Origin of the sequence: Pseudomonas sp. SD17-1, from assembly GCF_029201585.1 — a bacterium.
GTDB lineage: Bacteria > Pseudomonadota > Gammaproteobacteria > Pseudomonadales > Pseudomonadaceae > Aquipseudomonas > Aquipseudomonas palmensis.
In genome coordinates, this window is the sequence record NZ_CP104044.1 from 4,965,627 (window position 1) to 4,988,946 (window position 23,320).

Sequence of the window (23,320 nt, forward strand, 5' to 3'; positions counted from 1 at the left end):
TCAAGGCGCACTGTGCCGTGTAGCCCCAAACAAATCTGCTCCCGAATCTTTCTTCAGCAGCTCGTACACCACCGTCAGGAACACCTCACGCGTCGATTCATCGCTGAGCAGCTTGGTCGCCATACTAGTGTGGCTGCTCATGGCGGCAGCGATGGCAGAGATGGCTTTTGAAGGCAGGTCCGCCTTCATGGTCTGTTCCATCGTGTTGTTCTGCACTTGGGCCATTACCACGCTGTCAGCGCGCAGCTTCTCGGATACGTGCACCGCGAAGGCCACCTGGTCAGTGTCGGTAATGTCCTTGCCGAAGGAGTTGTTGAGCTTCTCAATAAGCTCGGCGAGGTATTTTTTCTCGCGGTCGCGGGCGTCGCGCAGGCCGTTATCGGTCATACCATAGAGGCCAGGTGTTTCACCCAGGACGGCGACGCCACTGAGGTTACTGCCTTTTTTGATCTTGTAGTGGCTGAGTTTGAGGTCTCCCAGATCCACCTGCTCGGCAGTGATGCCCTTGAGCCGTTTACGCAGCAGGCGCGCATAGCTGGCAAAAGCTTCCAGGCTTGGGTCGCCGAAATCGATCAACTGGGCGATGTACTCGTAGCTGCGCACGAACTTGGTCAGGCTCTCACTGAAGATCATCAGTTCGTCGCGGGCCTTGCAATACTCCGAACGCCGCACATCGGCGTATTCCATGTCTTTGCCGCTACCCTCGTCATGGGCCTTCTCCCAGGCTTTTTCCCACTGGTCGATGGCATCGTTGAGCGTCTTCAACTTTCCGTTGAAGCGGTCGGTGGCTGACTGAGTAAGCGAGAACAGCTTCTGGTGCGTCACCTTCGGATCGACGATGGCATCACCGAAAGCCTCCACCTCAGCCTGCTCATAGATGAACATGCCATCCAAGCGCTGCTTGATGTCATAGACGATGTTCGGATCCTGGATGTCCGCCACCTGGGCATCACGATAGAAGGTCTTGAATGACGCCAGTATCTCGTCGGCCTTGTTAGCGAAGTCGATGACAAACGTCTTGTCCTTCCCGGGGAAGGTACGGTTCAGACGCGAGAGGGTCTGCACGGCCTCCACACCGGATATTTTTTTGTCCAGGTACATGGCCACCAGCTTGGGCTGGTCGAAGCCGGTCTGGTACTTGTTGGCGACGATCATCACCCGGTAGTCCGGAGTGTCGAACACCTTGCGCATATCGCGGCCATGCAGACCGGGGTTCAGGTTGGTTTCACTAAATTGGTGATCCTTGGGCAGGCTGGCCGCTTCCACATCCGTATTAGGCACCTCACCTGAGAAGGCCACCATCGCCAGCACGTTGTCATAGCCCTTGCGCTTGCAGTAGTCCTCCAGCGCCAGGTGGTACTTCACCGCTGCAGCACGCGAGCTGGTCACCACCATGGCCTTGGCGTGGCCACCGAGCAGGTGCGCGACGCTCTTGCGGAAGTGCTCGACGATCAGCTCGACCTTCTGTCCCACATTCACCGGGTTGAGCGACAGCCACTTGGCCAGTTTGCGCCCGGCGCTCTTCTCGTCCACGCGCTTGTCATCGACCATCTCGCTGCCAATTTTGAACGCCACTTCATAGCTGGTGTAGTTCTTCAGCACATCGAGGATGAAGCCTTCGTCGATCGCCTGCTGCATGGTGTAGAGGTGGAACGGTGCCGGCGGGTTGTCGGTGCTGACGGGCTGCGCCGGATTGCGCGGGCGACCGAACAGGCTCAGCGTCGAATGCTTGGGCGTGGCGGTGAAGGCGAAGTAGCTGGCATTGCCTGGGCGCGAGCGCGAGCTCTGCCACACGGACAACCGCTCCGCCTTGGAGAGTTTCTCCCACTCCGCCTCGCTCTGCCCGGTCAGTACATAGCGCAGGTCATCCGCCGTGCTGCCCCCGGTGGAGCTGTGCGCTTCGTCGATGATGATGGCGAAACGGCGATTGCGCAGGCTCTGCTCGCCGAGGATGGCCTTCTGCGCATAGGGGAACGTCTGTAGGGTACAGACGATAATCGGCACACCATCGAGCATGGCCTTGGCCAACTGCTGACTCTTGGGCAGGCTCGACTGTTGGCGGTCGATAGCGCACACCACGCCGGCCTGGTGCTCGATCTGCTGGATGGCATCCTGCAACTGCTGGTCCAGCACCTGGCGGTCGGTCACCACTATCACGCTGTGGAAATACGGCTCACCGTCCGGACGGCGCACACGAATCAGCGAATGCGCGGTCCAGGCGATGGTATTGGTCTTGCCCGAGCCGGCGCTGTGCTGGATCAGATACGGTTGCCCTGCCCCTTCTACCCGCACCGCGTCGATCATCCTCGTCACACCTTCCCACTGATGGAAGCGCGGGAAGATCAGGCCCTCTTTGAAGTAGGTTTTACCGTTGACGTCCTGGGCTTCCTTACGCTCCTGCAGCACGAAGCGGTGGAAGATGTGCAGCCAGTTGTCCTTTTGCAGCACCCGCTCCCAAAAGTAGCTCACCGGATAGCTACCGTTGTCACCCGGTGGGTTGCCGGCGGCGCCATCGTTGCCCCGATTGAATGGCAGGAAGAAGGTTGAGTCGCCGGCCAGCTTGGTGGTCATGCGTATGTCGCTATCGCTCATGGCGAAATGCACCACCGCGCCACGCTTGAAGGTGAGCAGCGGCTCCAGGCCACCGCTCTTGCGCTCAGGGCGACGGTCTATGCAGTACTGCTGCATGGCGGCCTGGACTGACTGGGTGAAGTCGGTCTTCAACTCCACCGTGGCAACCGGAATGCCGTTGATGAAGAAGGCCAGATCGATCTCGTCGGCTTTGTCCAACGAGTAACGCAGCTGCGGCACTACACGCAGACGGTTAGCCGCATAGCGGGCAGTCACCGTGTCGTTGCGCTCATCTTCAGGCAGCGCCTGGCTCATGGCTAAGGTTCCGCCGCCGGCCACGGAAAAGCCGTAACGCAGCACATTTACGGTGCCGCCTTCGACCTTGTTCTCCAGTTGCCTGACCAGTCGGTCCAGCACCAAATCGCGCGTGCCTACACCATTCATTGCTAGGATCTTAGCCATAGCCTGCGGCTGACTGTCCTCCAGCCAACCCAGCACATCGTCAGGGACTAGCGCCCGCCCTTGGTCATAGTCTGCAGACTTACCCACCAGCCAGCCGGCAGTTTCAAGCTGCTCGACGATATGGCGTTCCAATTCACACTCGTGGTGGATATGACTCATCGTTTCGTCCTTCAACGTCGCGGCCATCCTTGGGAACGGCCCATCAAATAATGTCTATCGGGCGTATTTACTGATACAGCTGGGGCACATCCACTCACCGTCGTTGTAGATGCCGCCAGCCACGTCCGTAAGTTGGTGGAACCAGCAAGATCAACCGCTGCGGCTGCTTGATCTTATTAATCGAGCGACTCGGTTTCTGGCTTCACACCAATACCGTTCAGTTGGCTGTCCTGCCAGGCGGCATAAGTTTCGGCACTACCCTCGACCAGCCAAGCGGTTCGACCACTGGCTGCACGCCCACACACAACCGCTGCTGCGGCACTCGGACTACTGAAGGCATAGTCGTCCTTGAACACCAGGTACTCACTTCCGTCACTGACAATCACACCATCACTCACCAACTGCTGGTACAGATTCCGGTAGTTGTGATCCGCAGTTCCTACCCACTGAGCGCGAGCCCGTGCCCCCTTCAGGACGAAGAACTCACCATCGACCTCTTGCGCCAGCGCGCGGTCCTTGCTCTTTGGAAGCTGTAATATAAAACGAGGCGACTGGCTAACCGGTTGCTCGACGGGTGCCATAACGAGCTTGGAGGGTTTGATCAGCTCGCGTAGGAAGTCGAAGCCCAGCACAGGTAGCACGATGCGAATCTGATCGAGGAAAAACGCCATGTCAGCGCGGTCTGACTCAGGCAGGTTGGTGTAGCTATGCGCTGTGCCATTGCCAACTACACAGCGACCGGTTTGACTGGCGATCTGGATAAGCTGGCTCTCTAGATACTTGGCATGGGCCTTGGTCAGGTTCTGGTCCTTGCTGGTAATAAGGCACACACGCTCCCAGAAATCCTTGCCACCCTGTTCTTGTGGCCGGTTATGTTGCTTCAACCGCTGGGCCACATCATCAGACTCGCCGATATACACCCGGGTACGCAGGCTGTCGTCCGGGTCGGGGCCGACAAGAAAGTACACGCCAGTACGCGCGCATTCAGGGCGCTGCACAAGTTCAGCCAGCTTAGAACGCGGGCCGGTCAGCACATGGCCGGTCCAATTCATGATCTCGGCGGTGAGCAGGCCATTAGGCGTGCCGTCCACCAGAAACAGACGAAGACTACGACCTTGGCTCATAGCGCGCTCCTTAGATCGACTTGCCCAGTAACCGCGGCGGAAATCAGGGCGGAGCGGCGTTCTTTTAAGAGGGCAATGCTGTACTCCGTTTTTTGCTTCAGCGCATCTATGCGGATGGTCTCCCGCTCAAGTCGAGCTACGATCGCACATTGCTCTCTGGGCACAGGCAGCGGAACCGGAAAATTTCGCGTGAACTCGTCAGGCACCCGTTTCAAGCCGCCAGCACCAGTCATTGCACCGGTACCGAAGGCTCGAAAACTGGAGCTTTGTACTACATAGCTGAGGTAATTTGCATCAGCAGCAGAATTGGGACGAAGCACAGTAAGTTCAGTCGTTCCAAACCCCGCCGCTCTCTTTAACCCTCGCATCAGGGCGCCCTTCCCATTTTCAAAACATGGCGTGACCTTGGCAAAGACCACGTCACCATCTTCAAAATAGGAATAGCCATTTCTCACATCGGCTACAGGGCGCACTTGCTCAAGACTCAGAGATCCATCTTCACCAATAGCCTCCATTGGTAAGAACGAAACATGTTGCTCGGGATCTTTCAACAAATCGTGGCGGACAGATGGATTCAAGGTAACGGCATAGCGCATACGGACAACTTGCCAATGCTGTGGCACTTCCCCCAGCCACTCCAGACCGGAGTCTTTCATCTTTACGTTCGAGTCAAAACCTTTGTTGACAGCATGCGTAATAAGCGCCTGCCGCTTTTCGCGCAACAGTTCAATAAAGCGGGTTTTCTTTTCAATCAGCGCATCCATGCGGGAAGTTTCGCGGTCAAGGTGGGCGGCAATGACTCTCTGCTCATCTAGCTCAGGAAGCGACACCGGAAAATTGCGCGTGAACTCATCTGGTACTCGCTTCAAGCCTCCCGCTCCGGTCATTGCGCCGACACCGAAGCATCGAAAGCTGGAGCTTTGAACTATGTAGTTGAGGTAGCGGGCATCTGCAGCCGCAGGATTCGGGCGAAGCACTGTAAGCTCGGTAGTGCCAAATCCAGCAGCGCTCTGCAGTCCTCGCATAAGGGCACCCTTCCCGTTCTCAAAACATGGCGTGACCTTAGCAAAGGCCACGTCGCCGTCCTCAAAATAGGAATATCCATTTCTCACCTCAGTTACCGCGCGTGCCTGTTCTAGGTTTAGCGAACCCTCTTCTCCGATAGCCTCCATAGGTAGGAAGGAAACCTTTTGATCAGGATTTTCCAACAAGTCTCTACGAACAGGTGGGTTCAGGGTAGCGGCATAGCGCATACGCACGACTCGCCAATGCTCCGGCACCCGCCCCAACCACTCCACCCCGGAGTCTTTATAGGTCGGATACGGTTTGTGCTGACTCACGCCGTCACCTCGCCCAACAAAGCAGCTATTTCGGACTCAACAGCCTTGAGGTCGGAATCAATCTCACTCAACCGGCGCGGCGGCTGGTAGACGTAGAAGTAACGGTTGAAGTTGATCTCGTAACCAACGATGCCGACCTGGCCGTCCTTCGCGTCCCTCTTGCCGCTGTCGATCCAGGCATCCTGCACATGAGGGAGCACTTCGTGAGCGAAGTAGTCGTCGATATTCTGATTGAGCGGCACACTCTCGAACTCGCGCAGGTCGGAATCGGCCTGCTGATTACCCTTGTCGTCCAGCACCGGCTGGGCGTTGGCATCACGCTCGCCAAAGCAGGCCAGTGCGGCCTTCAGCGCGCCCTTGCCGAGCTTATTGATGCCGGCAGCCTTGAGGAAGGCCGGCAGGTTGTCGAACTTACCCTGCACGCCGTCAAAGGCCTCTGCCTGGTCTGCACCCTTGGTATTCTGGTAGGCACCGAGTTTATCCGGCGTAACCGAGAAGCACAGGCGAAGCGGGCGCTCGACGGTGATGCGGCGGTAGCCAAAGTCGGTGGTGGCGAAGATCTTCGAATTCGGGCCCTCCTCAAACGCGTCGTGAAGCTTGGCGATTTCAGCGATCTGCTTGTCCGAGAGGTATTTGCGCTTGCTGCCCAGGCTCTTGCGCATCGGCGCGTGCATGGCAGTGGCGTCGATCAACTGCACCTTGCCCTTGCGAAGGGCGTCCTTGTGGTTGGACAACACCCAGATATATGTGCCAATACCGGTGTTGTAGAACAGATCTGTGGGAAGGGCGATGATCGCCTCCAGCCAATCGTTCTCAAGAATCCAGCGGCGAATCTCCGATTCGCCCGAACCAGCACCACCGTTGAAGAGCGGCGAGCCGGAGAGCACGATACCGATGCGGCTGCCACCCAGCTCAAGCGGTTTGCGCTTGGACAGCAGGTGCATGAGGAACAGCAGCGAACCATCGCCCACGCGCGGCAGGCCGGCGCCGAAGCGCCCGGCGAAGCCTTGCTGGCTGTGTTCGGCCTGCACCTGCTTCTGGACGTTCTCCCACTTCACGCCGAACGGCGGGTTGGCCAGGCAGTAGTCGAACTGCTCATGGGGCAGGTGATCGTCGGACAAGGTGTTGCCGAGCTTGATGTTACGTGTGTCGTAGCCCTGGATCAGCTTGTCTGCCACGGAGATGGCGTAGGTTTCCGGATTCAGCTCCTGAGCGTAGGGTACCAGGCGGGCATTGGAGTTCCACTCGTAGACCTGCTCGATCGCCGAAGACAAAAAGCCGCCCGTGCCGGCGGCGCAGTCGTACACGGTGCGCACCACACCATCGCCGTTGAGTGCCTGATGATCCGGCGCAAACACCAGGGTGGTGGCCAGGCGCACCACATCGCGCGGGGTAAAGTACTGCCCGGCATCATCGTTGGATGACTCGGCAAACTTGCGGATCAGGTGCTCGAAGACGAGCCCCATTTCGTGATTGCTGATCTTGTCCGGGTGCAAATCGACTGCTGCAAACTTCTGCGTGATCAGGTACAGCAGGTTGGCTTTCTCCAGCTTCTCCAGCCACCGGTCAAAGGCAAAGTGCTCGAACACCTGGCGGGCGTTGGCGGAGAACTTGGCGATGTAGTCTTCCAGGTTGGCTCGAGTGCTGGTGGAGCCCACGCTGTCAAGGGAAAACTGCGAGACGTTGTAGAAGGTTGCACCGGCCGTGGTCGGCAAGATCAGGTCCATGTCCACGCCACTGGCTTTCATCGCCTCATACTGGCTGCGTACCTTGCCGCGGGTGGGTTCCAGCACACATTCCAGACGACGCAGCACGGTGAACGGCAGGATGATGCGGCCGTACTCGGAGGGCTTGAAGGCTCCCAGAAGCAGATCTGCGATATTCCAGATGAAGGGGGCCAGGGTCTGCTGGTTCACGCGCACGTTCCTTACACAGAAGCAGGGAGGGCGTGCTCGCCGCATCCCTGAGAGGTATATGTGATCAATGCCACACCTTAACCCGTTGGATAGCTTCGAGCCAGTATCGGCAAACAGCTAAGGTGCTGATTTCATTCGCCTCGGCCATGAAACGCTCATGGTAGGTTTGCTTGCGCTTACAGGCGTACTCCAAATCGGAAAGCTCATCCGACTCACCGGGTGGCGCCTACTAAGGGTTGATGGAGAGCAACTCCGCACAGGTCATCTAACCAGTGCTAAATTGTTCAGAAGTGCCCTAGGTGGGTGCAACAGGAGGGATGCAACTCGGCGCCTACCGTCTTCTCTACGTCGTCAATCCGATACTTGCGTATTTCCAAACGGTATTCCAAATACATCCTCAAAAAAAAATAACCTTTAAAATCAACTTATTGGTCAAGCGGTTCAGATCACCCCGGCCCACCAAATAAAGAAAAGACGTCCTCGGACGTCTTTTTTTTTGCCTGAAATTCCGCAATACGGAATCTCAGGGCCGCTGGGGCTTTCTGAGTTTTGAGCTCCCACACAGGCTGGGAAGATGGGGAGACCAAAGTCAATCAGCACCACCCACTCTGATGGAACTGTGTCCAATCCGCCGATGATGGCACAAAAACATCACGCCCCCTGTAGAATCCGCCACGGCTCGGCCCGGAGGGGGCCGAGCGCGATTGGTACCAAAGGAATCCAGGATGTTCGCTCTTCGCAATTTGACGGCAGCCATGCTCATAGTATTGAGCACAGGCTGCGCAACCGGCCTCAATTCGGTCCAACAATCGGAACTCGCAAGTTACAAGGCAAGTAACCTCGCGGTTCAGGAGAAGAGCCCTGGCGTGGGAGCCGCACTTGGCCTCCTGCCTGGCGGGGGTTCCTTTTATGGACGCTCCTACGGCTTTGGCGTGGTCAACCTTTTGCTCTGGCCTATCTCGATCTTATGGGACCCTGTCAGCGGGTATGAAGCTGCAGAGTCGATCAACTATCAAGCCACTAAAGCGCACGTGTCCAACTTGAAGAGAAGCGAGATGGACAATCTCGACTCAAGGCTGGCCACGGATGAAATCGACCTGAAGCAGTACACGCTTGAAAGACGCAAGGTTGATGAGAAGTACGCACACAGCCTCTGACACGATCCCAGAAAGCCCGCCAAGCGCGGGCTTTTTCATGCCTGTATGACATCGCATGGCAAAAATCGACAGCGCCTCCGGGAGTGTCCATTGAACCCCCTCATCCATTCATAGTTTAGTAAACCCCAATCCAAGAATCGAAAAAGTCAGCTTTTACCCTCCTTACCCCCATGAAACCTTAGGGCACCACAAAATCACCTTAGGAGAACACTGCGCTGCGTGGCGAGCCTTGCTGTTGGCTGTGCGGTTTGCCCTGCAGCGCTGGAACGAGAACCGGATGTCTCTCGTCTGGGAGGACCGATTGATCCCGGTGTCTCGAGTGATGTGCAATCACCCTTGAACAGTAGGAGATAACAATAATGATCAAAGCTCTGAAATTCGCAGCACTCGCAACGGGGATAGTCACTGCCAGTCACGGCCTCGCGGCCGACCTCACCATCGTCTCCTTCGGTGGCGCCAACAAGGAGGCCCAGGTAAAGGCCTTCTACAAGCCCTGGCAACAAGCCCGGGGCAGCAAGATCATTTCCGGCGAGTACAACGGCGAAATGGCCAAGGTCAAGGCCATGGTCGATACCCGCAGCGTGTCCTGGGATGCCGTGGAGGTGGAGTCCGCCGAGCTCGCCCGGGGCTGTGAAGAGGGTATGTTCGAGACGCTGGACCCAGCTCAGATCGGCCTCGATACCAAGCATTTCGTTCCCGGCGCCATCCAGCCCTGCGGCATAGGGTTCCTGGTGTACTCGACGGTGCTGGCCTACAACACCAGCAAGCTGAAGCAAGCCCCCACCGGCTGGAAGGATTTCTGGGATGTGGAGAAATTCCCGGGCAAGCGCGGCCTGCGCAAGCTGGCCAAATCGACTCTGGAGTTCGCCCTGATCGCCGACGGGGTAGCGCACGCTGACGTCTACACGTTGCTGGCCACCAAGGCAGGCCAGGACCGCGCCTTCGCCAAGCTGGATGAGATCAAGCCGCATATCCAGTGGTGGGAAGCCGGTGCCCAGCCACCTCAGTATCTCGCCGCGGGGGATGTGGTGATGAGCTCGGTGTACAACGGCCGTCTCTCGGCCAAGCAGAAGAAAAAGTACGACCTGGACATCGTCTGGTCCGGCGGCCTCTACGAGTTCGATTCCTGGGCTATCCCGCGGGGCGCTTCGCGCCAGGAGAAAACCCGCGAGTTCATTGCCTTCACGCTCGACCCCGCGCAACAGAAAAGCTTCGCCGAACATATCGACTACGGCGCCGCCAACCTGCAGGCCATGCAACTGCTCGACAAGGACCGCATCGCCGAACTGCCCACCGCGCCAGCGAACCTTTCCCAGCAGGTGCCGGTAGACCCCCTGTTCTGGGCCGACCATGGCGAACAACTGGAGCAACGCTTCAACGCCTGGGCGTCGCGCTAACCCCCTGAACGGCCAGCCATGGGGCACTCCCCCCATGGCTTTCGGAATCTGCCGAGCACAAGGTCAGACCTCCGTCATCACCACCATCACCTCGGCGTCACTCCCCGCCTCGCCCTCAGCCAGGTAGATGTGCCCGATCGCGCTGTTGAAATACACCGTCTCCCGGCAACCAACGCTGACGGATTCACCCGTTTCGAACTGAATGCGCACACGGCCCGAAAGCACCACGGCAAATTCCTGCCCGGGGTGGCGAATGTAGTCTTCGAACTGGCTCATCTCACGCGCGCAGATGCGGGCATACATCGGCGTCATGTTGCGCCCGGGAAAATCCCCCGCCATCGGGTGGTACTCGTAGTTGCCCGTGCTGTAACCCGCGGCCGTATCGATGGCCGTGCTCACCACCGTGGGCTGTACCGCCCCCACGCTCACCTTGGCCGGGCTGAACAGCTGGGCGATGTCCACACCCAATGCCCGCGCTGCCGCCGCCAGCTTCTCGTAACTCACCGATACCTGCGCCAGCTCCATCTTCGACAGGGTCGACAACGCCACGCCTGAACGCTCGGACAATTGCTTGAGCGTGAGCTTCTGGTTCTTGCGTATGACACGAAGACGGGCACCCACCTGGGCGCGATCTATCAAGGGGTGGGCCGGGGAACGCGAGACTGGATCGGAGCTCATGCAAACTTCTCTGCCATACGGAAACGATGCCTGGGCCAAGCCGGGCAAGGGCCAAAAATAATACCTCAAGGTAATAGGTTGACTGGAAAATTCTCATATCTTACATTTCTCGTATCTGAGAATTACAAGAACAGCGGCGAAGACATTGCTTCTCCCACTCGGAACAGGAGGCACCTCGGTATGCACGACAGCGAATGTTTCGATTTCGCCATCATTGGCGGCGGTATAGCGGGGGCCTCTCTGGCCTATCGCCTGGCTGGGCAAGCCAGGGTCGTGGTGCTCGAGCGCGAGAGCCAGCCGGGCTATCACGCCACCGGCCGCTCCGCAGCCATGTTCATGGAAAGTTACGGAACACCGCAGATCCAGGCCTTGACCCGCGCCAGCCGCACTTTCTATGAGCAACCGCCCGCTGATTTCACCGAGCATGCGCTGCTGGAGCCTCGCGGTTGCCTGTATGTCGCAGGCCAGGGGCAACAGGCTCTGCTGGAACAGACCTTCGCTGTCGGTGCAGCACAGGCTGGCAATGTGTCGTTGATCGATACCGAGCATGCGCTCGCGTTGGTGCCGTGCCTGAACCCGGAAGCAATGGTTGGCGCGATGCTCGAAACCGACGCCCGCGATCTGGACGTGCATGCACTGCACCAGGGCTTCTTGCGCGCCATGCGCCGTGCCGGTGGTGTGCTGCAATGCGATGCGCAACTGAGCGTCGCCACGCGCGAAGGCGGTCACTGGCACCTGACCCTGGCCGACGGTCGCCAGTTGCGCGCGCGCACGCTGGTGAATGCCGCAGGCGCCTGGGCTGATGAGGTTGCGCAGCAGTGTGGCGTGAAGCCCATCGGCTTGCAGCCGTGCCGACGCACAGCCTTTACCTTCGACGGCCCCCAGGGCATGGATTTCTCGCGCTGGCCCACGGTGATCGGCATCGACGAAAGCTTCTACTTCAAGCCCGATGCCGGCCAGTTGCTGGGCTCCCCGGCCAACGCCGACCCCGCGCCGCCCCATGACGTGATGCCCGAAGAGCTGGACATCGCCACCGGCATCTACCACATCGAGGCCGCCACCTCCCTGACCATCCGCCGCCCGCGTCACAGTTGGGCCGGCCTGCGCTCGTTCGTCGCCGATGGCGACCTGGTGGTCGGCTGGGACAATCACCGCGAAGGCTTCTTCTGGCTCGCGGCACAGGGCGGCTATGGCATCCAGTCTGCGGCCGGCGTGTCGCAACTGGCCTGCGCCCAGTTGCTCGATCAGCCGCTGCCCCAAACACTGCTTCATCAAGGTGTCGAGCCACAGCGCCTGGCACCTGCCCGCTTGCGTTAATCATTCATCACCCACGAGGTTCAATGCCATGTCCGAACAACTGCAGCGTTACCCCAGCCATCTGCCCTACCCGTTCTCCAAGGCCATCCGTGTCGGCGATTTCCTGTTTCTCTCGGGGCAGGTACCAATGGACCCACAGGGCAACGTGGTGCTCGGGGATATCCGCGAGCAAACCGAGGCGGTCATGAGCCGTATCGGCGAAACCCTGACCGAGTGCGGTGTGGGGTTCGATCAGGTGGTCAAGGCCACGGTCTGGCTGACCGACATGCAACATTTCGCCGGTTTCAACGAGGTGTACAAGCGCTACTTCGACAATGGTTTTCCGGTGCGCTCCACGGTCGGCGGCAGCCAGCTGGCACTGGGGGTCGACGTAGAGATCGAAGTCCAGGCCTGGGTCGGCGCCCGCTAGCACACCCTTGCCGCCTGCCACTGCGATGCCCCGGCATGGCCACGGAAAGTGGCCCGCCCCATAAGCCCTAACAACAATAATTCGAGGGAAATCGTCATGAAAGAGAGCCTGAAAATAGCCGGCGCGTTCGTCGGTGTGATTGTCGGCGCCGGGTTCGCTTCCGGTCGGGAACTGCTGCTGATGTTCGTCGATTTCGGCGTATGGGGATTGCTCGGGGCAGTGGTCAGCGCCTCACTGTTCATCTTTCTCGGCATGGCATTGGCAGGCATGGGCAGCCGCCTGCGGGCCAGCTCCCATAAAGACGTCGTGAACGCCCTGTGCGGGCGCTACCTGGGCGCCTTCGTCGACCTGATGATCACCTTTTTCATGTTTGCGGTGACCGTGGTCATGCTGGCCGGTGGCGGTGCCCTGCTGGAGCAGCAGTTCGGCATCCCTGCCCTGTTCGGCAGCCTGGCGGTGACCGTGATCGTGGTCGCCATCGTGTGCCTGGATGTGCAGAAGGTGATTGGCATGATCGGCGCCGCCACCCCGCTGTTGATTCTCACGGCAGTAGCGGTGGCCCTGTATGGCGTGGCCACCCGAGGCCTGAGTTTCGGCGAGCTCGATCAACTGGCCAGCCAGCAGGACGCCGGCGCCAGCCATTGGCTGCTGGGGGCACTGTTGTACGTGTCCTACAACATCGTGGCCGGGGTGCCCTTTCTGTCGATCATGGGCGGCACCGCAAAGACCGAGAAGCACGCCATCTGGGGTGGCATCTTCGGCGGCGCGTTGCTGGGGGTGCTGATGCTGGTGATGAGCCTGGGGCTGTTGTCGCGCCTGGACAGCGTGGCCGACCTGCCCATGCCCATGCTGTCCATCGCCACCGAGATTTCACCGGTGCTTGGCCTGGTGATGGCCGTGGTCATTTTCCTGATGATCCTCAACACCGCCGTTGGCACCCTGTACTCCTTTTCGGCGCGATTGCTGCCAGCGGGCACCCGCACGTTCCGCATCGGCTCGGCGGCCGCTGGCGCCCTTGCGTTCGTTGGCAGCCTGGTCGGGTTCGTCAGCCTGGTGGGGCAGGTCTACCCGCTGTTCGGCTACCTGGGCTTCCTGCTGATTGGCGCGGTCGTGCTTGGCTGGCTACGCGTCGGCCGCCTGGCCCAGGCTTGAGCAATCGACAGTGACGCGCTGATCGGGCGCGTCACAAATTGCATCGAACCGGCCCTCTCGAAATCGATTGCCAGGCCGATATGCTTGGCAACCGAACTAGCAGCAGAGCAGGTCACCGATGAAAGTCTGCACAACCTACCGTGAAACCTTCTATCACGTACTCAACGCGGTGTTTACCGCCTATGGCAAGCAGCCGGTGGTAGCGGAACTGGGAGTGCTGCGCGGCGAAAACGCGATGAAGCTCTACCAGGCCCTGACCCCGGAAAAGATGGTGCTGATCGACAGCTGGAGCCCTGCCTCCAATGACGACTACAGCCCATTCGACCAGTTGCCGCCATGGGTCGAGCCGCCAGAGAAATACGCCTACTACTACGGCGGCCCGATGCATGAGCAGGCCACCTTCGACAACCTCTACCAGCAATGCCTGGACCGCTTCGCCGACAAGGACAACGTCACCGTCATCCGCGCCGACACCATCCGCGCCATCGACGCGATCCAGCCGCGTACCGGCATCGAGACCTTCGACGTGGTGTACATCGATGCCAGCCACCAGTACGAATTCATCCTGCGCGACCTGATGTACTACCAGGAACTGGTCGGCCCGGATGGCTTCATCCTGCTCAACGACTGCTGCCACAGCCCCAATGGCACCAAGCAGAACCTGGGCGTGCTCGAAGCCTTGAGCAGCTTCATGAAGCGCTCCGACTTCATCCCGCTGGCCATGACCAACACCGACTGGTCGGACGTGATCCTGGTGCGCAAGAACTCGATCATGGTGCAACTGGTGGACATCGCCCTGACCAACTCCGACATTCCGTTCGTGGAGATCCCGCACCAGCTGATCTCTGCCGCCAAAGTCGTTTACGGCCAGCAGCGCATCAACATCAGCTTCGCCTGATTGCGGTTGCAAGACGTCCTGGCCTTCGCCAGGACGACACCGGTCGACCCCACACGACCCATTAAATTCCCGCCAATCTGCCTGTTTTCCCTACAGATGCAGGCTGATTCACATTTTTCCGTGAAAAGCAGCCTACCCGGCTTTTGCTGCCGAATTGTCCTACAACCATCCTGTACAGTACCCAGCGCTTGATTCAGCACTCACTGACAAGCCGGCAGGGATGGCCGATACAGACGCAGCATGCGCTGGTTGTCCCGCGTCGGTTTCCGACCCTGGAAGGGACACCCTCTTGAATACTGCATCGCTGCGCCGCTCACTGCTGGCGCTTTCCATTGCCGCTGCTACAGCCACGGCCAATGCCTCTCCCGCTATCGACTTGAACCACGACCTCAGCTCCGGTGGCTACAGCAATACCGGCGATACCTTCAGCAGCGCTACCTTCAGCGGCACATCGCAGAACGCCGGCGTCGAGCTGATCGATGTCACTGTGCTGGGCAACCTGACCAACAGCGGCGCGATCAACCTCAGCGCGGCGAGTGCCACCGATATTCCCTCGGCCATTTCCCTCACCCTCGATTCCAGCATCGGCGGCAACCTGGTCAACCAGGGCAGCATCAACGTGACCGGCGAAGGCGCCATGGGCCTGGACCTGTACCTGGCCAATATTGCCGGTGATATGATCAACAGCGGCAGCATTGCCGTGACGGGCCAGAACGCCAACGGCATGATGATCACCTCCACCCAGTCGAGCATCATCAACAGCGGCACCATCACCGCGCGTGGCGCCGACTCGGCCGGTATCGAAGTCGAGAATGCCGTCTTCAGCGGGTCCATCACCCCGCCCTACAAAAGCAACATCAACAACAGCGGCACCATTTCGGCAGATGGCATCGGCATCCATCTGGTCAACCTGAGCGGCAGCAATCTGTTTTCGATCACCCAGACCGCCGGCCTGCTCGAAGGCGGCACTGCGGCGATTCTGGCCGAAGACAGCAACGCGCAGTCGTACTTCTACTGGTCCGGCGGCCAGGTAAAAGGCGATCTGCTGGGGCTGAGTGGCGTGCTGGTCAAAGGCGACGTGGCTTTCGGCGGTTCGACCATCCGTGCCGGCTACGTGGACATCGACGGTGGCACCCTGACCCTGCTGGCGCCGCACACCACGCTGGACGGCGATCTCGACCTCGACAGCGACACCGCCCGCCTGCGTCTGCTGCTGGATAACACGACGCTGCCCGATTCACCGATCCTCAAGGTGACCGGCAACACCTACTTCTCCGCAGGTAGCCAGATCGAGCTGCAAGCCCGCTCCGACGACTTCCGCACCCCGGCCCAGGGCACCCGCTACACCCTGCTGAACTCCGGCACCTGGGAAGAAGCGCAGAACCTGTCGGTGGTCTCGTCCTCGGCGCTGCTCGAAGTGAAAAACTTCGGCATCGAGGGCCAGGATGTGAAGGCGCTGGTCGCAACCCGCAGCGATGAAGCGATCGAGCAGACCCTGCTCGGCGCCCGTGCTTCGCGCAATGCGGTCAATGCCATACAACCGTTCAAGAACACCGTGATGGGCCGGCTCAGCGAAAGCGATCCGGTATTCCAGGCCTTCGCCAACGCCAGCAGCGATGCGCAGCTGGCCAGTCTCGCCGAAACCCTGACCCCGGATGTCAGCCGCGGCGTGATCAATGCCGCCACCAGCAGCCAGACCCTGGTAGGCAACGCCGTCACCCGCCGCTCCAGCAATGCCCGCAACGGCCTGTCGTCCGGTGAAGGCCTGTCGGGCACTGGCGTATGGGTACAGGCACTGTCCAGCGATGCCGATCAGGATCGTCGCCACGGTATCGACGGTTACGATGCCAACACCAACGGCATCGCCGTGGGCGCCGACGGCAAGCTCGACCCCGATACCACCGTGGGCCTGGCGTACAGCTACCTGACAAGCGACGTCAAATCCGACCGGGGCAACAAGACCGATGTCAGCGGCCATGCCCTGACCCTGTACGGCAACTGGACCCTCGACAACTACTTCGTCGACGCTTCGGTGATGTACGGCTGGAACGACAACGAGTCCAAACGCTACATCGCCGGCAGCCGCGCCAAGGCCGACTACGACAGCGAGATCTTCGGCGTCAACGCGCTGGCCGGCTACACCTTCCAGCTCGACCGCCAGGTAGTGCTCGAGCCGCAGATCGGCGCGCGCTACGCCAATGTCTCGATCGACTCGTACCGTGAAAAAGGCAGCTCGGCGGCGCTCAACGTCGGCAGCCAGCGTTACGAAATCGGCGAGATGGGCCTGGGCGCACGCCTGGCAGCCGCCTTCAACCTGGGCGTGGGCAGCCTGGAGCCGGAAGCCAAGCTGATGGCCTGGCATGACTTCATCGGCGACAAGGCCGGCACCACCTCCACCTTCGTGCTGGGTGGCACGCCATTCACCACCCGCGGCGCCACCCCGGCCCGCGACAGCTACGAGCTGGGCCTGGGCGCAACCTACCGCGTCGGTGCCTGGAGCGTGGGCGGGTCGTACAACTACCTGACCAGCAGCGGCTTCGATGCCGACACCTTCACCGCCAACGTGCGCTACGACTTCTGACCTCAACCGCCAGACACGACAAAGCCCGCCAGAAGCGGGCTTTGTCGTGGCGCTTATTCAGGCGCGCTGCAAGCGTATCGTACTACTCATGGTGACTCAGGTAGGCGGTCAATGCCCGGCGCGTCAGGTCGTTGAGCGAAATACTCTGCCGGTTGGCAACCACGCTGGCGGCCAAATGCAGGTCATGGCCAACCCTCACATTGAATGAGCCTTTACATGGGGTTTCGGGAGCCTGATGCAAGGTTGCACATGTGTGTAGATAGTCATCCACGGCCTCGCGAAATGCCGCGTCCAACTGTGCCACAGTCTCTCCTTCATAGCTCACCAGAGCCCGGATGAACTGCACCTTGCCGTATAGACAGTTGTCCTCTGGGCTGGCTTCAATGGAGCCGTGATACCCCCTGTAATGCAACAGTGTGCCCATCAAATCAACCCTCCGGCTTTCAAGTGTTCAATAACCTGGCATCTGATGTAAGCCTTCAGCTCGTTGCCGGGATGTGGCTTATGCAAGTTGATCATCGCCAGCGGATTCCCGTTATCGAACTTCACTCGGCTTCCGTTACCGTTGATCTGTCGATATCCAAAGCCGCTCAAAAGCGCGGTCAGCTCACCCCAGGTGAATACGGAATGCTTGTTGCTCAATTTGGCCAGAAGCTTTTCGTGGCGGGACATTGAACCTCCGACTGCGACTGATTTTAGTCGCAAGATTCCGCCAAGACAATTCATGCCTTTTCGCTCACCTGCAGACTCAGGCGCGCCAGGAAACCCCAGATGAACCGCTGTGAACAGCAGCCCCACAGTGGTCAAGACACCTCTCATCCCAATTGAGGAAACTGCCTACCCGCCTTACCTGATTTCCTCGTATCAGACACGACAAAGCCCGCCAGAAGCGGGCTTTGTCGTGTCGGGGCGTGCCTCAGATATCCAGCACGATCTTGCCGAAATGCTGGTTGGTTTCCTGATAGCGGAACGCATCGGCGATCTGCTCCAGGCCAAAGTGCTTGTCGATCACCGGGCGAAGGCCGTTGGCGTCGATGGCGCGCACCATGGCCTGCTGCTGGGCACGGCTACCCACCAGTACCCCCTGCAGGCGCAACTGGCGCACCAGCGCCTGCACCAGCGGCAACTGCCCCGCTACGCCGGTGAGGATACCGATCAACGAGATGTGCCCGCCAATGCGCGCGGCAATCATCGATTGCTCCAGCGTGGCCGGGCCGCCCACTTCGATCACATGGTCCACACCACGATTGTGGGTCAGGCTGCGCACCTGCTCGCCCCAGGCCGGGGTGGTGCGGTAGTTGATCAGGTGGTCGGCGCCCAGGGCCTTGAGGCGTTCGAGCTTGGCGTCGCTGGACGAGGTGGCGATCACCGTGGCACCCGCCAGCTTGGCGAACTGCAAGGCGAAGATCGACACCCCGCCGGTGCCCTGCACCAGCACCGTGTCACCTGGCTTGAGTGCATCGTCGGCCATCAGTGCACGCCAGGCGGTCAAGCCCGCAGTGGTCAGCGTGGCCGCTTCGGCGTGGCTCCAACCTTTGGGCGCATGGGTAAACGAAGTGGCACGGGCCGTCACCTGCTCGCGGGCATAGCCGTCGATGCCATCGCCCGGCACCGTGGCAAAGCCTTCGATCAGCGGCGCGCCATCCAGCCAGTCGGGGAAGAAGGTGCTGACCACCGCATCACCGACAGCGAACTCGCTCACCCCGGCGCCCACGGCCACCACTTCACCGGCACCATCGGCCATCGGAATGCGCGGCTCGGCAGGCCCCCACATGCCGCTGACCACGGCAAAGTCGTGGTAGTTGAGCGAGTTGGCACGCAGGCGCACGGTGATCTCGCCCGCCTGCGGCGCCAGCGCTTCGCACGTGCCCACCTGCACCTTGTCATATCCGCCGCCGGGTTGAACGTAAATGGCCTTGTGGCTCATGGGAAGCGCCTCGCTCGTGTCTGTAAAGGGTCAACCAGTCTTCGCCCGTGCCTGACGCAGGTCAAGCACCAGCACTTGCACAATCCGCCGGCAAACCACAATAATGCGACTAATTATCAATTACTCAGTATCCTCCGCGCCATGCCCGCACCCGATCACGCTGCCCTGCACGCGCTCTACAGCGAACACAACGGTTGGTTGAAAAGCTGGCTGCGCGCGCGCCTGGGCAACGCCAGCGATGCCGCAGACCTTGCCCAGGACACCTTCATCCGGGTGCTGACCGCACGCAATGCCCAGACCATTCGTGAACCGCGCAGCTACCTGGGCGCCATCGCCCATGCGCTGATGGTCGACAAGTTTCGCCGCAAGGCCCTGGAACAGGCCTACCTCGCCGAACTGGCCACCCGCCCGGAGCGCGTCGTCGAGTCGCCCGAAACGCGCCTGCTGATTCTCGAAACCCTGGTGGCCGTCGATACCCTGCTCGACGGCATGGGCGAACGCACCCGGCAGATCTTCCTGGCGGTGCAGCTCGAGGGCCTGAGCTACGTGGCCACCGCCGAGCGCATGGGCGTGTCGGTGACCACGGTGAAAAAACACATGATCCGCGCCATGACCCACTGCCTGCTGCTGACGGACGACTGACATGGCCCAGCCCCTGGACTATTCAACCCTGGAGGCGGCGGCCAGCTGGTACGTCAAGCTCAATGCCGCGCCGCCCAGCGAGGCCCAGGTGCAGGCCTGGCGGGACTGGCTGGGCAAGAGCCAGGCCCATGCCCAGGCCTGGGCGCGGGTGGAAAAACTGCAGCGCCAGCTTGGCCGCCTGCCCGCCGACGTGGCCCTGCCGACCCTGGCCGGTGTACGCGCACGACGCCGCGCCGTGCTCAAGACCCTGGCCCTGCTGATGGGCGTGGGCATCACCGGCTGGGCCGTGCGCGAAAGCGACACGGGCCGCGAGCTGATGGCCGGGCTGCGTACCGGCAAGGGCCAGCGCCGCCACGTGACACTGGCCGATGGCAGTCAACTGGAACTCAACACCGACACCGCGCTGGATATCGAATTCGACGGCCAGCAGCGCCTGCTGCGCCTGTACAGCGGCGAAATCATGGTGCAAACCGCCGCCGACGCCGCTGGCCGGCCCTTCCTGGTGCAAACTCCGGAAGGCAGCATCCGCGCCCTGGGCACCCGTTTCAGCGTGCACAGCGAGGGCGGCCTGAGCCGGGTCAGCGTACTGGAGCACGCCGTGGAGATCCGCCCCGCCGATCAGCCCGGGCAAGTGCTGCGCCTGGACAGCGGGCAAAGCGTGAGCTTCGACGCGCATCAGCTCGGAGCGGTCGGTAGCGCTGCCCCCGGCACCGGTGCCTGGACCGACGGCATGCTGACCGTGATCGAGTGGCGCCTGGCCGACTTCATCAGCGAGCTGCGCCGCTACCGTCCCGGCCTGCTGCGCTGCGATGAGCGTATTGCCGACCTGCGCCTGTCCGGCGCCTTTCGCATTGACGATACCGACACCGTCCTGCAGAACCTGGGCACCTCGCTGCCGGTCAAGGTGCGCTACCTCACGCGGTACTGGGTGAGCGTCGAGCCGGTCTGAAAAAACATCGAAAACCGGGTTGCCGATTTTCATTCTCATTCGGCTACGCAGTTAAAGCGGAAAAAAAAGCCGCGCCCCTGCCCAGCCAATCGAAGGAAAACCTGCATGTCCGCCCCTTGCCCGCGAGCGCCTCGCCCTCTGCTACGCGCCGTCCACCTGGCCCTGTTCAGCCTGCCGCTGGCACCGTTGCCGTTGCTGGCGGTGCTGCCGTCAAACGCCCTGGCACAAAGCGCAAGCACCCACTTCCAGATCGCCGCAGGCCCGCTGGGCACCGCGCTGAGCCTGTTCGCCACCCGCGCCAGCATCACCCTGTCGTTCGATGCGCGGCAAACCCAGGGCCTGCAATCGGCGGGCCTGCAGGGCAGCTACAGCATCGATGAAGGCCTGGCGCGACTGCTGGCGGGCAGCGGCCTGCAGGCCCAGCGCCAGTCCAATGGCGGCTACGTGCTGGTGCCAGCCGGCAACGACGGCGCCGTCGAGCTGGGGGCCACCAGCATCGAAAGCAATACCCTTGGCGAGACCACCGAAAACACCGGCGCCTACACCACCGCCGCCACCCGCACCGCCACCAAGCTGCCGCTGTCGATCCGCGAAACCCCGCAATCGGTCACCGTGGTCACCCGCCAGCAGATGGATGACCAGGGCGCGCAGAGCATCACCGACGTGCTGCGCAACACCCCCGGCGTCTCCGCCCAGGCCTACGACAGCGACCGTACCGAATTCTCCAGCCGTGGCCTGGCCATCACCAACTTCCAGTACGACGGCGTCAACACCATCTACGACGGCGTGTACGATGAAGGCACCGCGCATGTCGACATGGCGATCTACGACCACGTCGAAGTGCTCAAGGGGGCCACCGGCCTGATGACCGGCTCCGGCGACCCTTCGGCCACCGTCAACCTGATCCGCAAGAAACCCACCGCGCAGTTCCAGGCCTCGCTGTCGGGCAGCGCCGGCAGCTGGGACGACTACCGTGGCGAAGGCGATGTTTCCGGCCCGTTGAACGACAGCGGCAGCGTGCGCGGGCGCTTCGTCGGCGCGCAGCAGGACAGGAAGGGCTACCAGGACCACTACCAGCAGAAGAAAGAGGTGTACTACGGCATCCTCGAAGTCGACGTCACCCCCGACACCCTGCTGACCGTGGGTATCGACCAGCAGACCACCACCCCGCGCGGCACCTCCTGGACCGGCAACCCGGTGTACTTCGCCGATGGCGGACGCACCGACTTTTCGCGCCGGTTCAACCCGGGGGCCGACTGGAGCCGTCGCGACTTCCAGAACCGCACCTACTTCGCCTCGCTGGAGCAGGCGCTGGCCAACGACTGGAGCCTGAAGCTCAGCGTCAACCAGCTGCAGAGCGACCACGACACGCGCCTGGCCTCGGCCAGCGGCGGCAATCCCGACCGTGCCACGGGCGAAGGCATGTTCATGTTCTGGGGCCGCTGGGAAGGTCACCGGGTGCAGAACACCGCCGACATCAACCTGTCCGGCCCCTTCACCCTGCTGGGCCGCCAGCACGACCTGGTAATGGGTTTCAACGCGGCCAACTCGCGCCAGACCGGCGCCACCTGGGACACCAGCCTGGGCGGCACACCGGGCAACATCTACGAATGGAACGGCAAGATCGGCGTGCCGGACTTCCCGAAAAACGGCAAGTACGAGCAGACCAAGCGCCAGAACGGCGCGTACATCGCCACCCGCCTGCGCCCCACCGACGACCTGTCGCTGATCCTCGGCACCCGCGTCAGCACCTTCAAGTACAACGACAACTACGATTACGACGGCCTCAACCCGGTGTACTTCAGCGACAACCAGGCCGGCTACAAGCAGCATGGCGTGGTGACCCCGTATGCCGGCGTGGTGTATGACCTGGACGACACCTACTCGGTGTATGCCAGCTACACCTCGATCTACCAGCCACAGACCTACAAGGACGCAAACCGCACCCCGCTGGATCCGGTGGAGGGCGACAGCTACGAGACAGGGCTGAAGGCGGCCTACTTCGAGGGGCGGCTCAATGCCAGCCTGGCGCTGTTCCGTATCGAGCAGGACAACGTGGCGGTGAAGACCGGCACCACCAACACCAACGAGGGGATCTACAAGGCTACCCGCGGCGCAACCACCGAGGGCGTGGAGCTGGAGATTGCCGGCGAACTGCAGGAGGGCTGGAACCTGTCGGCCGGCTATACCTATGCGCGTTCTCGCGACAAGGACCACCAGCGCATCTTCGGCTCGCCGATGAGCACTACCAAGCCTGAGCAACTGCTGCGGCTGTTCACCACCTACCGCCTGCCGGGGGCGCTGGACAAGGTCACGGTGGGTGGCGGGGTGAACTGGCAGAGCGCGTTCTACGGCCAGATCTACAGCCCTACGGTGAAGGATTACACCTTCATCAAGCAGGGTGGCTACACCCTGGTCGACCTGATGGGCCGCTACCAGTACAACGACCACCTGAGCTTCACGCTCAACGCCAACAACGTGTTCGACAAACGCTACCTGGCCGGGCTGGGCAACTTCGACACCACCTACTATGGCGAAGCGCGCAACCTGATGCTGACTACGCGCTGGGCGTTCTGATCGAAGCCTGGGTCGATGATCCGGGCCTCTTCGCCGGCAAGGCCGGCGAAGAGGCCCGCACGGA

At 61.0% G+C, this 23,320-nt stretch carries 18 protein-coding genes; 10 read left to right on the top strand and 8 right to left on the bottom strand.

Translation table 11 applies throughout. The features are described 5' to 3' along the window. From N0B28_RS22640 to N0B28_RS22655, 4 genes are all read right to left on the bottom strand, one after another. Entirely contained in the window at window positions 1-3,192 is a 3,192-nt protein-coding gene (locus N0B28_RS22640) for a DEAD/DEAH box helicase family protein (RefSeq protein WP_275728913.1), read from the bottom strand. 176 nt (window positions 3,193-3,368) lie between these two features. Beyond that, on the bottom strand, window positions 3,369-4,316 hold the full coding sequence (locus tag N0B28_RS22645; RefSeq protein WP_275728915.1) for a GIY-YIG nuclease family protein: 948 nt from the start codon (window positions 4,314-4,316) through the stop codon (window positions 3,369-3,371). Further along, entirely contained in the window at window positions 4,313-5,656 is a 1,344-nt protein-coding gene (locus tag N0B28_RS22650) for a restriction endonuclease subunit S (RefSeq protein ID WP_275728917.1), read from the bottom strand. The genes N0B28_RS22645 and N0B28_RS22650 overlap by 4 nt, the downstream gene beginning before the upstream one ends. After that, window positions 5,653-7,572 carry a class I SAM-dependent DNA methyltransferase gene (locus N0B28_RS22655; RefSeq protein WP_275728920.1) on the bottom strand — a complete coding sequence of 640 codons (1,920 nt, stop codon included), beginning with the start codon at window positions 7,570-7,572 and terminating at the stop codon, window positions 5,653-5,655. Before N0B28_RS22655 ends, N0B28_RS22650 begins: the two co-directional genes overlap by 4 nt. A gap of 725 nt (window positions 7,573-8,297) precedes the next feature. Between N0B28_RS22655 and N0B28_RS22660 the strand changes: the two genes are divergently transcribed. Both N0B28_RS22660 and N0B28_RS22665 read left to right on the top strand, forming a co-directional pair. Further along, entirely contained in the window at window positions 8,298-8,729 is a 432-nt protein-coding gene (locus tag N0B28_RS22660) for a hypothetical protein (RefSeq protein WP_275728923.1), read from the top strand. A gap of 359 nt (window positions 8,730-9,088) precedes the next feature. Next, window positions 9,089-10,126 (top strand): ABC transporter substrate-binding protein, encoded by a 1,038-nt coding sequence (locus tag N0B28_RS22665; protein WP_043863846.1) that lies wholly within the window; start codon window positions 9,089-9,091, stop codon window positions 10,124-10,126. A gap of 63 nt (window positions 10,127-10,189) precedes the next feature. Here the strand turns inward: N0B28_RS22665 and N0B28_RS22670 are convergent, their stop codons facing one another. Beyond that, window positions 10,190-10,804, bottom strand: a complete 615-nt coding sequence (locus N0B28_RS22670) for an XRE family transcriptional regulator (RefSeq protein WP_054916367.1) — start codon at window positions 10,802-10,804, stop codon at window positions 10,190-10,192. Between the two features lie 180 nt (window positions 10,805-10,984). Here N0B28_RS22670 and N0B28_RS22675 point away from each other — a divergent pair, with 180 nt between their 5' ends. The 5 genes from N0B28_RS22675 (at window position 10,985) to N0B28_RS22695 (ending at window position 17,161) form a co-directional block, all read left to right on the top strand. Further along, the gene (locus N0B28_RS22675; RefSeq protein WP_275728928.1) at window positions 10,985-12,121 is read left to right on the top strand and encodes an FAD-dependent oxidoreductase; all 1,137 of its coding nucleotides are present in this window, start codon (window positions 10,985-10,987) and stop codon (window positions 12,119-12,121) included. Between the two features lie 28 nt (window positions 12,122-12,149). Next, window positions 12,150-12,530: a RidA family protein gene (locus tag N0B28_RS22680; RefSeq protein WP_058540570.1), complete on the top strand. Its 381-nt coding sequence runs from the start codon at window positions 12,150-12,152 to the stop codon at window positions 12,528-12,530. 96 nt (window positions 12,531-12,626) lie between these two features. Beyond that, window positions 12,627-13,682 (top strand): membrane protein, encoded by a 1,056-nt coding sequence (locus N0B28_RS22685; RefSeq protein ID WP_043863850.1) that lies wholly within the window; start codon window positions 12,627-12,629, stop codon window positions 13,680-13,682. 118 nt (window positions 13,683-13,800) lie between these two features. Beyond that, window positions 13,801-14,580, top strand: a complete 780-nt coding sequence (locus N0B28_RS22690) for a class I SAM-dependent methyltransferase (protein WP_100634089.1) — start codon at window positions 13,801-13,803, stop codon at window positions 14,578-14,580. Between the two features lie 289 nt (window positions 14,581-14,869). Next, a complete protein-coding gene (locus tag N0B28_RS22695) occupies window positions 14,870-17,161 on the top strand; it encodes an autotransporter domain-containing protein (protein WP_275728934.1) in 2,292 nt (763 codons plus the stop codon). Between the two features lie 82 nt (window positions 17,162-17,243). On the opposite strand, the gene N0B28_RS22700 is transcribed toward N0B28_RS22695, so the two are convergent. The 3 genes from N0B28_RS22700 to N0B28_RS22710 all read right to left on the bottom strand — a co-directional run bounded on the left by N0B28_RS22700 (window position 17,244) and on the right by N0B28_RS22710 (window position 19,088). Then, a complete protein-coding gene (locus tag N0B28_RS22700) occupies window positions 17,244-17,585 on the bottom strand; it encodes a type II toxin-antitoxin system HicB family antitoxin (protein WP_043863853.1) in 342 nt (113 codons plus the stop codon). After that, the gene (locus N0B28_RS22705; RefSeq protein WP_078481358.1) at window positions 17,585-17,833 is read right to left on the bottom strand and encodes a type II toxin-antitoxin system HicA family toxin; all 249 of its coding nucleotides are present in this window, start codon (window positions 17,831-17,833) and stop codon (window positions 17,585-17,587) included. Before N0B28_RS22705 ends, N0B28_RS22700 begins: the two co-directional genes overlap by 1 nt. 244 nt (window positions 17,834-18,077) lie before the next feature. After that, entirely contained in the window at window positions 18,078-19,088 is a 1,011-nt protein-coding gene (locus N0B28_RS22710; RefSeq protein WP_275728940.1) for an NAD(P)-dependent alcohol dehydrogenase, read from the bottom strand. A gap of 141 nt (window positions 19,089-19,229) precedes the next feature. On the opposite strand from N0B28_RS22710, the gene N0B28_RS22715 reads away from it, so the two are divergent. The 3 genes from N0B28_RS22715 to N0B28_RS22725 all read left to right on the top strand — a co-directional run bounded on the left by N0B28_RS22715 (window position 19,230) and on the right by N0B28_RS22725 (window position 23,256). Further along, window positions 19,230-19,730: a sigma-70 family RNA polymerase sigma factor gene (locus N0B28_RS22715; protein ID WP_043863856.1), complete on the top strand. Its 501-nt coding sequence runs from the start codon at window positions 19,230-19,232 to the stop codon at window positions 19,728-19,730. Window position 19,731: 1 nt separating this feature from the next. Beyond that, on the top strand, window positions 19,732-20,679 hold the full coding sequence (locus N0B28_RS22720; RefSeq protein WP_275728944.1) for a FecR domain-containing protein: 948 nt from the start codon (window positions 19,732-19,734) through the stop codon (window positions 20,677-20,679). A gap of 105 nt (window positions 20,680-20,784) precedes the next feature. After that, window positions 20,785-23,256, top strand: a complete 2,472-nt coding sequence (locus tag N0B28_RS22725) for a TonB-dependent receptor (protein ID WP_275728947.1) — start codon at window positions 20,785-20,787, stop codon at window positions 23,254-23,256. The last annotated feature ends 64 nt before the right edge of the window (window positions 23,257-23,320 follow it).

What these genes read in the sequence shown, in the direction of transcription:
- N0B28_RS22690 (WP_100634089.1), top strand. Translation starts at nt 13,801, where the DNA reads ATGAAAGTCTGCACAACCTACCGTGAAACCTTCTATCACGTACTCAAC.
- N0B28_RS22725 (WP_275728947.1), top strand. Translation starts at nt 20,785, where the DNA reads ATGTCCGCCCCTTGCCCGCGAGCGCCTCGCCCTCTGCTACGCGCCGTC.
- N0B28_RS22710 (WP_275728940.1), bottom strand. Translation starts at nt 19,088, where the DNA reads ATGAGCCACAAGGCCATTTACGTTCAACCCGGCGGCGGATATGACAAG.
- N0B28_RS22660 (WP_275728923.1), top strand. Translation starts at nt 8,298, where the DNA reads ATGTTCGCTCTTCGCAATTTGACGGCAGCCATGCTCATAGTATTGAGC.
- N0B28_RS22680 (WP_058540570.1), top strand. Translation starts at nt 12,150, where the DNA reads ATGTCCGAACAACTGCAGCGTTACCCCAGCCATCTGCCCTACCCGTTC.
- N0B28_RS22685 (WP_043863850.1), top strand. Translation starts at nt 12,627, where the DNA reads ATGAAAGAGAGCCTGAAAATAGCCGGCGCGTTCGTCGGTGTGATTGTC.
- N0B28_RS22715 (WP_043863856.1), top strand. Translation starts at nt 19,230, where the DNA reads ATGCCCGCACCCGATCACGCTGCCCTGCACGCGCTCTACAGCGAACAC.
- N0B28_RS22665 (WP_043863846.1), top strand. Translation starts at nt 9,089, where the DNA reads ATGATCAAAGCTCTGAAATTCGCAGCACTCGCAACGGGGATAGTCACT.
- N0B28_RS22675 (WP_275728928.1), top strand. Translation starts at nt 10,985, where the DNA reads ATGCACGACAGCGAATGTTTCGATTTCGCCATCATTGGCGGCGGTATA.
- N0B28_RS22645 (WP_275728915.1), bottom strand. Translation starts at nt 4,316, where the DNA reads ATGAGCCAAGGTCGTAGTCTTCGTCTGTTTCTGGTGGACGGCACGCCT.
- N0B28_RS22720 (WP_275728944.1), top strand. Translation starts at nt 19,732, where the DNA reads ATGGCCCAGCCCCTGGACTATTCAACCCTGGAGGCGGCGGCCAGCTGG.
- N0B28_RS22700 (WP_043863853.1), bottom strand. Translation starts at nt 17,585, where the DNA reads ATGGGCACACTGTTGCATTACAGGGGGTATCACGGCTCCATTGAAGCC.
- N0B28_RS22705 (WP_078481358.1), bottom strand. Translation starts at nt 17,833, where the DNA reads ATGTCCCGCCACGAAAAGCTTCTGGCCAAATTGAGCAACAAGCATTCC.
- N0B28_RS22670 (WP_054916367.1), bottom strand. Translation starts at nt 10,804, where the DNA reads ATGAGCTCCGATCCAGTCTCGCGTTCCCCGGCCCACCCCTTGATAGAT.
- N0B28_RS22640 (WP_275728913.1), bottom strand. Translation starts at nt 3,192, where the DNA reads ATGAGTCATATCCACCACGAGTGTGAATTGGAACGCCATATCGTCGAG.